A 14,023-nucleotide genomic window follows, 5' to 3' on the forward strand; every position below is an offset into this window, starting at 1 on the left:
AGGTATATCTGATGAAGCAATTTCATTCGATATACCTTCTTTTCATTACTTTTCTAAAGTCACAAGCAACATAAAAAGTCATGCAACTTTCACATCACGCTGTAAAAAACAAATAGAAAAATCCAGGATCAATGATGAGAGCATACATGGCCGGCTTCATGATGTCCTGCACAACCGACTCCTGAATCTTGAATTTTACCAGCCAGATAAGCTTCAGCTACCTCTAAAACAGCACCTTTACAGCCTCGTATTACCTTAATGTTGCACGATGAAAGTTTATTCAAAGCCCCTTCTCCCATATTTCCAGCCAACATTACTGTTACACCATCTTCCTGAAGTTTGAAAGCAATATTCGATTTACATCCACAACCTTGCGGAGAAGGAATAGTCTCACTCATCACAATCTTATTGTTATCATCTACTGTAAGAATAGTATAAAACTCACAATGACCGAAATGGTCGTCTATCATTCCATTTCTGGTAGGTAAAGCTATTTTTTTCATCTCTTTATAATAAATTGGGTTTAACTCTTTATCTTCAATCTCCACACAAGGTTCCTTACACAACGGACATACCGTATGATCGAGTGTAACACTAGGAATAATGTTGTTAAACAAAAAGCCACACTTACTACAACGAAACCACCGGGCATCCATATAAGAAGTCCCCCCTTCTATAATCAAACGACATGAACCAATGATTGCCTCAGCTATTTTTTTTCTCGCAGATGCATAAATGCGAGTTAAAGTAGAACGTGAGATTCCCATACTTTCTGCAGCTTCTGCCTGAGTTTTCCCCTCATAATCACATAAATAAACAGCTTCATACTCTTCAACATACAATATGATTTCTTTCAAACATAAGGGGTTGTCTAAAGGTGCAAAACCTACAGATAGAGGAATACCTCTTACTTTTCTGATATTTTTAGGACGTGGAGACATATTTTCATCATATTACGATGCAAATATAATGAACATATGTTCATTATAAAATAAAAATTACTGATTTAACGCTCCACAATGCGGACAAATTCCTTTGGCTCTCATCTTAGCTCCGCAAGCTCCACAAGCATAAGGATAAGAATTGGACTTTCTTAATCGGGTAATACATAATACCGTATAACTTATCCAACAAAGATAAGCCAGATAAACCCATATATAAGTGAAGAAGATATAAAGAAAAATACAGCAGGAAATAAATCCTACCAAATAGAAAAATGAAATTTCCAAAGTAGCCTGATGAAACAAGTCATCAAGCATTGCAATACCTACTAAACCAATCATCCCCACACAAACAATGAATAGTCCTAAAATGAAGGGAAGTTCAAAAGGATTTAAAGTCGGATTATAATAATACTGCATCCAGGTTTGAGGAACAAAATGCAAGATACTATTATAAAGTACTGCTGATGAGGAAAGCAACCAAGACAATACTATAGGAAATACACTATCTATATCATTGAGTCCTAAAAGTTTTATCTGCTTTTTACGAACAGCCTTCAACACCGTCCAAAGAAAAAACAATCCTACTATTATAAAGAAAACGACTGTATGTGTATTGCTGAACCAATGGATACATTTAGATATCGGATCTACAGGAACAATATTTTTCAAAAGCGTACGTTCACAAAGCCAGCCAATGGTCTCCTGATCGCGCGCCACCTTTACCCATACCGAATCTTCTTTTTCTTGCCGATGTACCGAAAATTCGGCTACCACCAAACGGTCCCCCCGAAAGACCTTTACAGAATCCGTAAAAGGAAGCTGATAGAGCCACAAAGAGTCTGCAGTGACTTCAAAATTGCTATTCAATGCATATAAACGAGGCGTATTAAGGTATAAAGAGTCTGCTCCTTTCCCTTTCTGCAAAGGAAAAGAAGCCGGATAATGACATGCTGTAATACAAAATATTACCCCCAACAACCCTATTACATACCTTATAAGCCTCATCTATTTTTATTCTGCCAATACTTTCATCTGACAAGCCTTACAATCAAACTGTAAACGGAAACGACGTCCGTCTGCACTGACTAGAAAATAAGGTTCTTTAAAAGGAGAGCGTGTCTTATGGTGTGTAGGACACCATCCCATACTATAGCGGATACAATGTTTGCAGAACATCAATACAGCCTGTTCCGGTTGCTCCTTTTCAAAAGCCGGAAGAATACGTTTCACACCATGGTCATGATAAAAGCTCCATGCAGAGCGGTTCATCACATTTCCCAAATAGGTAAGTTCCTGTGCTGGAAATGCATGCGTAGTTTCTGGCATTTTCGCAATCTCCCTACGATAATTTATCTTGCGAGATTCCAACAACTTCTCTACGGCTCTACGACGCAACTCCGACAATTCAGAAGAAGGTATAAACCAGTTATCGGATAAAGAAATGACTATTTCTCTCATCTCGAAAGGTGTATTTCCCAACTTACTCAACTGATTTTTCAGATTCTCAGCCTGAGGAGTACGCGCCAGTTCTTTTTCTCTCTGTAAGGTAACTACGATACGATTATTATCTTCATCGGCCATTTCCAAAGCAAATCCCCAATTCGACTCTGTCAGTTCCATACGAACGGCAATTTTACGCTCTGCAGACTTTTTCTGCATCACTCTTTCAAACTCCTGGTCGAAGTTGCGATACAGTTTTGTCTTAGGTTTTAGTCTGGGCATTTCCTGAGGATACAGCTTATTGTTCTCTACCCTATTTACACGGAAGCCTTGCAATTTTCCCTGCTCATCCAAGAAGCAGAGTCCGTCTCCATTGGAAAATGGCTTTACACCTGCCACCGTCAGATAATTTCCACGCACCTCTTTCACCACTCCCATTTCTTCTCCAAGTGATTTGGGAGTATCAAAAGAAAAGATACCCGGATTACGTCCATGTACAAAATAATCAGTAAAACCACGGCTGAAACTTTTATCCAGCTGAGGAGTAAATGCCAGTTTCACCCGTCCCGATGAAGCCCGTACATATTCCTTACGGCGCTTCAGAATAGCATCCAGCTTCTGTCTGTAATATGCGGTTACATTCTTTACGTACGAAACATCTTTCAGTCGTCCTTCAATCTTCAGAGAAGAAGCTCCTGCATCAAGTAAGGCTTCCAGATTTTCACTCTGATTCATATCTTTCAAAGACAACAAATGTTTGTTTTTTGCTATCACCTTACCTTCTGAGTCAACCAAATCAAAACCCAACCGGCAGAACTGTGCACATTCTCCACGATTGGCACTACGTCCGTAACATGCCTGGCTTACATAGCACTGACCGCTATAGCTGACACATAACGCTCCGTGTACAAACACTTCAAGAGGGGTATCAGGACAGGTCTGATGAATTTTTCTAATTTCTTCAAGAGTAAGTTCACGGGCAAGCACAACCTGGCGAAATCCGGCCTCAGCAAGAAAACGTACTTTTTCCGGAGTACGATTATCCATTTGTGTACTGGCATGCAAAGGAATAGGAGGAAGATTCAAACGAGTGATACCCATATCCTGAATAATCAGTGCATCTACCCCTGCCCGATAAAGATCCCATATCATCTCTTCTGTTTCCTTCAGTTCCTCATCGTGCAAAATGGTATTCACCGTCACATAAATACGCACATTAAACGTATGTGCATACTCCACCAGTGCAGCAATATCTTCCAGCGAATTGCCGGCAGCAGCACGGGCACCAAAGCGGGGAGCACCAATATATACTGCATCAGCACCATGATTAATGGCTTCGATACCACACTCCAGATTCTTAGCCGGAGCCAATAATTCAATAGGACGTTGCTTTACCATTATTTTATTTCATTTATATCGTATGGTGTTTCCTGATATACATAATAATTCAGCCAGTTAGAGAACAGCAGATTGGCCACACTACGCCAGCGCACCAACGGACCGTTGTCTGGGTTATCTCCCACATAATAGTTCTTGGGAATATCAATAGGCAATCCTTTTGCCACATCACGGCGATACTCTGTATCCAATGTATAGGGAGAATATTCCGAATGACCGGTTACAAAAAATTCACGTTCTCCTCTTGCCATCACAATATGTACTCCCGAATCATCCGATTCTGAAATGATTTTCAGTTCCGGATGCTTCTCTATATCCTCACGGCGTATTTCTGTATGGCGGCTATGGGGAACAAAAAACAAATCGTCAAAGCCTCTGAAAATAGGTAACTGACGGAATCCTTCACAAATATGATGTTCGAAAATACCAAACATCTTTTTGTCCAACGGATACTTAGGTATTCCATAATGATAGTACAGCCCAGCCTGTGCAGCCCAACAGATATACAGAGTAGATGTAACATGAGTACGTGTCCAAGCAAAGATATCAGCTATTTCCTCCCAATAGTTCACCTCTTCAAAAGCAAGGTGTTCAACGGGAGCACCAGTAATAATCATACCATCGAACTTCTCATTCTTCATCAGTTCGAAATCCCTGTAAAAAGCTTTCATATGCTCAATAGGGGTATTCTTCGAAGTATGGCTCTTCAGCTTCATAAAGCTGACCTCAATCTGCAAAGGTGAGTTGGACAAGAGACGAATCAAATCAGTCTCTGTAGTAATCTTTATCGGCATCAGGTTTAAAATCACAATCTTCAACGGACGGATGTCCTGTGCCGTAGCCCGCGAATTATCAATTACAAAGATATTTTCTTCTTTCAATAAATCAATAGCAGGCAGTCTATCGGGTAAATTTAATGGCATATCTTCTCTTTATTCTTTTCCATGACAAAATTAAACATTTCGGCCGGATTACAGAAATATAAAGAAGCTCAATAATCAATATTCCATTTCTTCAACAAACGAAAATCTTCGTCGTCCATCTTCATATCCTTTAGTGAGCGCGCCTCATTATGATCGTTCAGATACACACGTGGAGATTCCACAAAGTTTTGACTCGCTACAGAACAATTTTCCTTCCGGTATACAGTTTCAACTCCTGCTAAATCAAGCATAGTATGAAACAGAGAAGAACTGGAGGAAATATTTTTCAGACGGTTTGCTTCCAAAGCCTGTACTTTATCGGAATAAGCAGTCTGATATTCATCCGAAGTCCAGACAACAAAAGGTACATAAATCTGATAAGCTGAAGGAACAGGAGATGCATGAAGAAATAAACGACGATCGTCATCGTATAAATCTTCTCCGTGATCAGAAGTATAGACAAAAGCTGTTTGTGCCTGCTCCTGCTTCAAAAGTGACATCAAACGAAATAAAAAATAATCTGTATAACGAATGGTATTGTCGTAAGCGTTTTTTAAATTTTCACGATATTTGACTGATACATCCAACGGAGAATCCGGTTTGAAATATGCAAAATCATTCGGATAACGTTCTTTATAGCTAAAATGAGAACCGTATGTATGCAATACCACAAACAACTTTCTCTGTTTCTTTTTCAATTCTTTTTCTAATAACAACAGCAAGTCTTCATCCCCGGGATTGAGACAAGATTCTTTTTCTTTAATAAAATAGCTATTCTCCGCTTCTTTACCGAAAAAATCAATAAATGAATTATTATACCGCTGATTAGAAAAAAAGGCAGTATGGAAACCAGCCTCTTTAAATGCCGTCAATATTCCTTTCCGGAAATAAATAGAATCGAAGTTTTCTGCACAAATATCCGACAGCAACATCGGTACACTTTTATGAGTGGTATTCGATTCTGTAAGAACCTTCGGAAAAGCGACCAACCCGTCCGTTACAGACAACAAAGGATTTGTGTCACGGTCATATCCATATAATTTCCAATTTAATGCACGAGATGTTTCCCCCACAACCATCACATAAATTTCCCGTTCCTCTTCTGCATGGGAAGAATATGCATGAAAAGAGAAGTCTTTTGAGGTCTGGTCATACGACTCGGTCTTAATCTCCCTCTGTACTGCCAAATATGCATTATAACACACATTTACCGGATAAAAAACGGACTTGAATTCATATTGTTCATCAGTCCAAACTGTCAAGAGTAAAGCCAGAACTCCTAAGAAAAGCCCCAATACCGATTTTTTACGCTGTCTGCGAAGGAAATCTTCGGAAACAGTTCTTTTATGTACCACGCTTATTATTCCCCAAACAATTATAGGGATATATAATAAAAACACCACCACCAATGCGGGGATTAAATTGTCTAATAATTCAAATGCTTCTGCGGAATTAGTCGTTACCAGATTCAGAAACATGTCAACAGCAATGACCGACTTTCCAAACAAATAAAGTAAGACTATCTGAAAAGCTCCCAAAAAAACAAACAAAAACAAATATCCCACCATCTTAGCACTGCTTCTCGACAATGTCATCAGCGTATAATAGCATCCAAGCGGTAACAGAATATTGGTCAGCTTCGCACCAACAGACATCTGCTCGGTAATACACAACAATATATTGGGTACAATTAAAACAAATAAAAAACAGTAAAATAAATTCCTTTGATCTTCAAACCACTTCTTCATATTGCTAAAAAGCTTCATTTATATTAAAAATAAACCCGGTCTGGTGCCTGCCAAATCCTAAATCTAACCTTACATTCACTCTTTTCTTAAACTCCCAACGATAACCGACACCATAATTGGGTAGTAAATGTTTCCATCTCAGAGCAGAAAATTCGGGAAAGACTGTACCACCTCCTACCCATACGGCTATACCATTCCGTTTCCATACATGCTGACGAAGTTCTATTTGTGCATCCATAGCACATTTATCCCGATATCTTCCTTCATAATACCCTCTCATGGAATAAGAACTTCCCAGTGTAGCCATCAATCCCCAAAAAGGATCTCCATAATTCAATTGGGTATGAAACTGTCCGGCCAATATACCTCCCTTCCATACCGGTCTGTAATAGTTTGCAGTAAGTTCCGTACTACTAAAAGCGTAATCATTACCTAAAAACGAAGGACTGAATCTCTGGTCGAGACGTACATACATTCCTTTATAAGCATTAGTCAGAAAATCTCTGCTATCATATACTATAGAAAACCCGGGAGTAATGCCAATTGTTTTCTGATCCATTCCATTTAACAATTCCGGCTTTTCAAAATCATACCCCCGAATGTAGTCAAAAGCAAAAGTTGGTCCTACATAGAGATTGGAACTGACGCGGAACATAAAATCCAGTTTAACCTGAGCTTGAAAGCGTTTATATTCACTTTCGTTATCGTCATTAGCTCCATTATCATACCCCGTTCCCCAATAAAGGCTCGGAAAAGAGAAAAAATAAAGATTATAATTAAAGCGATAGCGGTCTTTCGGGAACAAATGAGTACCTCTCACTCCCAGCAAATAGAAGCCTACAGTAGAAACATCTCCGTACAAGGAAACATTGGAAGGAGGAAGAAGAGAATCTGCACGGTCTGTCCGATACAATCCGGCCGCAACCAACCCGATACCCAGTTTGGTATCAGTAGAATAATGAGGTCCTCCAATGATGCTGAAATCAAATTTTTTATCACTTTTTTCCTTGTTGGCATCATTGAAATAAGCTAGAAATTTCTTTAAGAAACCTGTTTTTTCAGTTTGTAAAGAATCATGAGCAGAAATTTCTGTCGAATCAGAAATAATCCCCCTTTTATCAACTTCTTCTATCACATGAGTTTGAGAAAACAAGTTAATAAAAGTGAGGATTGTCAGGCATAATACAGTAAGTCGTAGCATAACAATCGTATATTTATGTAAATATACGATTTATTCTACATTTAATGTTATACTACGTGGCTTTTCCATCGGAAATGCCACAAAAACCGAGAATTTTACAGCCTATAACCTGTTTTTATAAATATCAGCCATCAGTTTCTGATATTGATTTTCTATCTGAATATAAGCTTGAAGATTGCGGTATACTCCGTCTACCTCTACATAATATTCAATAATAGATAGTTGCCCAGCCATAACAGCCTGTTTCAACATATCCAGCGTTTCGTGCATCAAAGGTACATCGTATGCTTTCATTGCTTCCTGCAATTGCAGTACTTCATTATAACGGCTCTGTACCGTTGCTTCTGCCTGCAAACGTGCGTTATCCAACTGTAAGCGAGCTCCTACTTCCTGGGCACGGGCAATCTTCACTTTTTTCCGGTTGGAGAACAGAGGAATACTCCCTCCAATAAGAAATCCGTTACTCTTTTCATCCAAAGAAGTATTCCGGCGGTAGCCAACCGAAAGCTTAGGCAACCAGTTTTGCTTGTTTACACTTACCTCTTTGGCAGCAGCACGAGCAGCCGCATCCGAAGCCAATAAATCAGCATCAGTCAGCATAATTTCATCGTACAAAGCATTGTAATCGCTTATTTTTTCTATCTGCGGATAAGTATCAGCAGTAAACTCCAAAGGCAAGTTACCGTTCATTGCCAACAGCGACTGTAAAGCGGTACGGTGTGCGGCATTATTCTGAGTAACCTCAGTCTGCACATTCATCCGTTCCATTTTTATTTTATTGACCTCAAGTATTCCGGCATCCCCTTCCTGAAGACGCTTTTCGAACAAAGTAAGCAGTTCATCAGCATTTTTCTTACGGGCATCCAGCAGAGCTTTCTCCTGATTCAGACGTATCAAATCCAGACACAGATTTTTGGCATCCAAAAGTATGCTACGACGGACAGCCTGCTGCTGTCTGTCCAATACTTCCTGTTGCAATTTTCCCGACTGTCTGCGTGCTGCATACAGAGTAGGAAAATCAAATTCCTGTGAAACAACCAGCTCCGAACTGGCTACTCCATCTACTCCTTTTGCAAAAAACGGACTATAATCTATCGTTGGATCCGACAGACTGTTCTGTGTCTGAACTTCCATCTTTGCAGCTTCTGTCAGTTGCAACTGTGCCTGCAGCTCTTTATTGTTACGCTCAATACTCTGCAAGACATCTGCTATATTCTGGGCCTGCAAACTGCCGGCAAGAAACAGTCCCACAACCCCAATCATATATTGTTTTCTCATAACATTATTTTTTTACAGTTGACTTTTTCCGATTCATTAACTCATATACAATAGGAATAATAAAGGCATTCAGGAAAGTAGAGGTCAGCAGACCACCCAGAATAACCTTTGCCATCGGACTCTGTATTTCATTTCCCGGCAAATCTCCACGCAAAGCAAGCGGAATAAGTGCCAATGCCGATGACAATGCCGTCATCAGGATAGGATTCAGACGATCCAGCGAACCGTGTACAATACTTTCACGGATTCCCATATGCTGCTCCTCACGCAACAAATTGTAATGGCTGATCAGCAACATACCATTTCGGGTAGCAATGCCAAAGAGAGAGATAAAACCGATAATAGCCGGAATACTCATTTCTCCCGTCGTACACAATAAAGCAAACACTCCTCCAATCAATGCCAACGGAAGATTCAACAGAATAACTCCACTTTGAGCCACATTCTTAAACTGCACATACAATAAAAGGAATATCACCACAATACTCATCAGTGAAGCCAGCATCAGAATACGACTTGCAGCCTGTTCGCTTTCAAACTGTCCACCATACTCGATATGATACCCTTCCGGCAAACTGATTTCCTTATCCACTCTTTCGCGGATATCATTTACCACACTGCGTAAATCGCGTCCGCTTGTATTGGCAGAAATAACAATCTTACGCTTTACATTCTCTCTATTGATGGTATTGGGTCCCATAGACGATACCACATCTGCTACATACGACAAAGGAACTTTGTTTCCCTTTCCGGTATCAATCATCAGGTCTTTCACACGTTCTATTTCTCCTCTGTCTTCTTCTGCCGAACGGACTATCAGATTGAAGGCCTTTCCCTTTTCATACACTTGCGATACCACTTCACCTGCCATGCAGACAGTAACAAACTCATTAAACTGCGGCAACGACATACCGTATTTGGCCAAAGCTTCGCGACGGGGAACAATCTTCAGCTCCGGACGTTCTATCTGCTGTTCCACGTTCAGGTCGGCAATACCTTCTACATCACTGATGGCAGCCTTTATCTGATTACCCAAAGCAAACATCCGGTTCAAGTCGTCTCCAAACAACTTGATGGCAATGCTGGCCTGTGTACCACTCAACATGGCATCGATACGGTGACTGATAGGCTGTCCTATTTCGATATTGGCTCCGGTAAGTACAGAGAGCTTATGACGAACTTCCTCCAGCAACTCTGCATGCGAGCGATCCTTTAATTCAAAAGGTGCTTCTATTTCGGATACGTTTACTCCCAGTGCATGCTCATCCAATTCAGCACGACCGGTCTTACGAGCTACTGTCTGAATTTCAGGAATTGTCATCAGCAATTCTTCTGCCTGGCGTCCAATCTTATCCGATTCCTCCAGTGATATACCTGGCATGGAGCTCACATTAATTGTGAACGAACCTTCGTTGAACGGAGGCAGGAAGCTACTTCCTAATGTAAAAAAACTGCCTAGCGCAACTACAAATAAAGCCCCTGTAAATCCAAGCACCACTTTCTTATGTTCCAATGCCCAGCACAGACTTGCTTCATAATGCTTCTTCAACCAGACTGCAAGAAAAGCCTCCTTTGGCAACCCTTTTTCCAAGGTTTTACCTCCCAGCAAATAACTGCACAGAACAGGAGTCAAAGTCAGAGCCACTACAGTAGAAGCAAACAAGGATACAATAAAGGCAACTCCCAGCGGAACCAGCATACGTCCTTCCATTCCGCTCAGGAAAAACAGAGGAACAAAGCTGACTATAATAATCAGAGTAGAATTCAAGATAGGCATACGTACCTCACGTGAAGCGTTGAAGACAACCTCACGTATCGGACGGCGCTCTGCCACAGGCAGCATTCTGTTTTCACGCAAATGCTTCCATACGTTTTCTACATCCACTATGGCATCATCGACCAGCGAACCGATAGCAATAGCCATACCTCCCAAACTCATGGTATTGATACTAAGTCCCATGTAGTGAAGTACCAAAATCGCTACCACCAAAGACAAAGGCAGTGTTACCAAAGAAATAAGTGTAGTACGTGTATTGGCCAGGAACAGGAAAAGCACAATAATTACAAAGATGGCTCCCTCGTACAAAGAGCTCTGTACATTGCTGATTGAGTTTTCGATAAAACGAGACTGACGGAATATGTCGGTAGAGACCTTCACATCGGGCGGAAGATTCTTCTGCAGATCCTTCAAAGCTGCCTCCAGTTGTTCTGTCAGTTCAATGGTTCCAGTATTAGGCTGCTTGGTGACTGTAATCAGCACTGCCGGTTTACCCTTTTCGGAAGCGAGTCCCAGTTTAGGCTGCTGTGCACCAATCTGTACATCAGCAACATCTTCCAACATGACAGGATCTCCCTCCACGTACTTCACCATAGTACGCTTCATCTTCTGAATCTCATCGGTAGAAATCACTCCGCGTACAATGTATTCATTGCCGTATTCGTAAATTACACCCCCGTTTGTGTTCTGGTTCATCGAGCGGGTTACCTCCATGACTTCTCCCAAAGTCACTCCATAATGACGCATACGCTCCGGATGAATCAGAATCTGGTATTCCTTGATATCTCCTCCCAACACAGCTACCTGCGCCACACCTCCGGTAGACAGCAAACGGGGACGGATGGTCCAGTCTGCAATTGTACGCAAATCGAGCATTGAGGTACTGTCTGCTGTAAGTCCTACAATCAGCAACTCACCCAGAATAGAAGACTGGGGACCTAAAGTGGGATTTCCTACATATTCGGGTAAACTCTCACCCACTGCAGCTATCTTTTCCGACACAATCTGACGGGCAAGATACACATCGGTATCCCAGTCGAATTCTACCCATACCACAGAGAATCCGGTAGTAGACGAAGAACGCACACGGCGTACCCCCGTTGCCCCGTTTACAGCTGTCTCGATAGGGAATGTAACCAACTGTTCCACCTCTTCGGCTGCCATACCTCCGGCTTCTGTCATGATAACTACGGTAGGAGCATTCAAATCAGGAAAGACATCCACTTCTGTATGAAAAGCCGTATAGGTTCCCCCTATCAGCAACAGCACAGAAGCAACCAACACCAAAAGTCGGTTATGCAATGAAAAATGTATAATCTTATTCAGCATAAATATTCTGTTTTTAGTTTTTTTGAGCGTGTAAGTTTATGAGTTCTGTTCATGCTCCTACAAAGAGAAGCACGCGTAGCTCATCCACTCACCTACTCCAATCAATTGCTTTCCCCAATCATTAATGATTATGAGTATGTCCTGGAATTGCATTCGAAGCCGAAGCCAGTTTCACATGAATGGCACCCTTTGTCACAACCACATCTCCACTCTTCAAGCCGGAGAGTATTTCTACACGCTTGCCGTTGGTTGTACCCAGTTTCACTTCCTGTTTTCTGTAGCATTCCGCATCCATACGGACATAGACAAAATACAATCCTTGTTCCTCGGTCAGTGCACTCTGAGGAATAGTAATGACATCAGGTATTTCATTGGAAAGAAGGTAAACTTCTACAAACGAACCGGGAAGGATATTTCCCTGATTGTTGAATTCAAACGTAACCGGAATATAGAAAGAAGCATCGCCCAGCGACTTGCCATAAGTAAGCAGACGGCCATCCATTTTATCCAGTTCAAACACACGGTCGTTATAACAGGTCTTGAAGTTGGCAGAAGAAATGGAGCTCAACTGCGGGTAATAACGTTCGGACAAATCGGCACGCAGTCTCAGGCGACGGGTTTGAGTAATACTCATAAGCGGCTGACCTACCGTTACATAATCCCCTTCTTTTACCAGACAAGTTTTTACATAACCTGCCAGCGGAGCCAATACAGCTACTCCTTTTCCTTTTTTATCGGGAGAAAGCGCTTCATAAGCAATACGGGCATTCTCATACTTTTCACGGACAGTCTCAAAATCTTTCTGCGACACAATCCGATCTGCTACCAACTTTTGAGCACGTTCGTACTCTTTCTGTGCGGTTTCGTATGCTACCCGTGCACGAGTAACCGGATCTCCATCCTGCACATTACGTGCTGAGATACTCATCAGCTCTGCTCCTTTTGCTACCTGCACACCTTCGGCTATATTATGCGTAAAGGTCACGATACCCGATACTCCTGCTACCACAGTCGCCTCATCTCCTTGTGCAGCCAGAATCTGTCCGTGCGTCAGAATACTCCGGCGGAATGGTGCAGGCTGTACTGTTTCCACTTCTACACCGGCAGCCTCAGCCTTTTCGGGAGTTAATACAATTTCATCGGAATGATGTTCGTGTGCAGCCTCTACTTTTTCCCCCTCATGTTCATGCTCGTGATCATGATCGTGTGACGCATGGTGCATACAAGAAGCCGACAGGCATACCATCAGCACCCCTCCTAAAATATGTTTCTTTTTCATAGATTATAATACAATTAAATTCAATAGAAAACGATATACGTATCCGAGCCTGCAATCTCCAATAAGAACGCAAACACTCAGAATAAAAAATGATTTGAAATACAGAGAGACATAAGACTCTGTATCGAAATTAATGCTTAAACAAATACAGCAGGAGGTGCACGAAGTCCCGTACTACGCACAAAAGCGCACGTATACAGGCTGTTTACATAAGAGAAGACTGTTTTCTCAGGTTTTCTGTTCGCCCAGGGAGCCAGAAGTTCGGCACAGTCTAAAAATGAATAAAAAAGAAAATAAAAAGAATGATCGGGTGCAATATGCACAATATCTTTATTCGAAACCGAACATTGGAAATTCGCAATACAGTCGGCTCCGCATGTATGTCGGTCGGTATCATCGGAGTGATGCATGTGGTCAGCACAAGTTTCTGTACGGGCCGCATGTACCAGATCGGGAGCCAGACAATAATAACCTGCATGATGATGATGCGGAAAAACCTCGGCCACTTGCATCAGGATGCAAACGGTCAGCAAAATATAGGCCCACATTCTTTTCTTCATACTTCGGTTATCTTATTATTTTTTCACACGCAAAGATAAGACTTTCGTTTTTGCCCTCCAAATAAAAACCATGCAACGGGGTTGCAATGTGCTGAAATATCCAATCAAATACCATCTGTTTACGTGACTTGTATCGTGAGGCAACG

At 41.5% G+C, this 14,023-nt stretch carries 10 protein-coding genes; all 10 read right to left on the minus strand.

Annotation, left to right across the window (positions count from 1 at the left end; all coding sequences use genetic code 11):
* Positions 1-128: 128 nt before the first annotated feature.
* Positions 129-941: a DUF134 domain-containing protein gene (locus O6P32_RS07295; RefSeq protein ID WP_269877719.1), complete on the minus strand. Its 813-nt coding sequence runs from the start codon at positions 939-941 to the stop codon at positions 129-131.
* Positions 942-998: 57 nt separating this feature from the next.
* Complete coding sequence (locus O6P32_RS07300) at positions 999-1,949, minus strand: hypothetical protein (protein ID WP_178265773.1); 951 nt, start codon at positions 1,947-1,949, stop codon at positions 999-1,001.
* Positions 1,950-1,955: 6 nt separating this feature from the next.
* Positions 1,956-3,782 carry a peptidase U32 family protein gene (locus O6P32_RS07305; RefSeq protein WP_269877721.1) on the minus strand — a complete coding sequence of 609 codons (1,827 nt, stop codon included), beginning with the start codon at positions 3,780-3,782 and terminating at the stop codon, positions 1,956-1,958.
* Positions 3,782-4,705: a homoserine O-acetyltransferase MetA gene (gene metA, locus O6P32_RS07310; protein ID WP_269877722.1), complete on the minus strand. Its 924-nt coding sequence runs from the start codon at positions 4,703-4,705 to the stop codon at positions 3,782-3,784. Before metA ends, O6P32_RS07305 begins: the two co-directional genes overlap by 1 nt.
* A 68-nt stretch (positions 4,706-4,773) precedes the next feature.
* Entirely contained in the window at positions 4,774-6,471 is a 1,698-nt protein-coding gene (locus O6P32_RS07315; RefSeq protein WP_269877723.1) for a phosphoethanolamine transferase, read from the minus strand.
* Positions 6,458-7,654, minus strand: coding sequence for a BamA/TamA family outer membrane protein (locus O6P32_RS07320; RefSeq protein WP_269877724.1), 1,197 nt, complete (start codon positions 7,652-7,654; stop codon positions 6,458-6,460). Before O6P32_RS07320 ends, O6P32_RS07315 begins: the two co-directional genes overlap by 14 nt.
* 102 nt (positions 7,655-7,756) lie before the next feature.
* Complete coding sequence (locus O6P32_RS07325) at positions 7,757-8,932, minus strand: TolC family protein (RefSeq protein WP_269877725.1); 1,176 nt, start codon at positions 8,930-8,932, stop codon at positions 7,757-7,759.
* A gap of 4 nt (positions 8,933-8,936) precedes the next feature.
* Positions 8,937-12,038: an efflux RND transporter permease subunit gene (locus O6P32_RS07330; RefSeq protein WP_269877726.1), complete on the minus strand. Its 3,102-nt coding sequence runs from the start codon at positions 12,036-12,038 to the stop codon at positions 8,937-8,939.
* A 121-nt stretch (positions 12,039-12,159) separates the two neighbouring features.
* On the minus strand, positions 12,160-13,317 hold the full coding sequence (locus tag O6P32_RS07335; protein WP_269877727.1) for an efflux RND transporter periplasmic adaptor subunit: 1,158 nt from the start codon (positions 13,315-13,317) through the stop codon (positions 12,160-12,162).
* A 137-nt stretch (positions 13,318-13,454) separates the two neighbouring features.
* Positions 13,455-13,877 carry a DUF6769 family protein gene (locus O6P32_RS07340; protein WP_269877729.1) on the minus strand — a complete coding sequence of 141 codons (423 nt, stop codon included), beginning with the start codon at positions 13,875-13,877 and terminating at the stop codon, positions 13,455-13,457.
* Positions 13,878-14,023: the final 146 nt, after the last annotated feature.

The sequence above is a fragment of the Phocaeicola acetigenes genome (assembly GCF_027529745.1).
In the GTDB taxonomy this organism is placed as follows: Bacteria; Bacteroidota; Bacteroidia; order Bacteroidales; family Bacteroidaceae; genus Phocaeicola; species Phocaeicola acetigenes.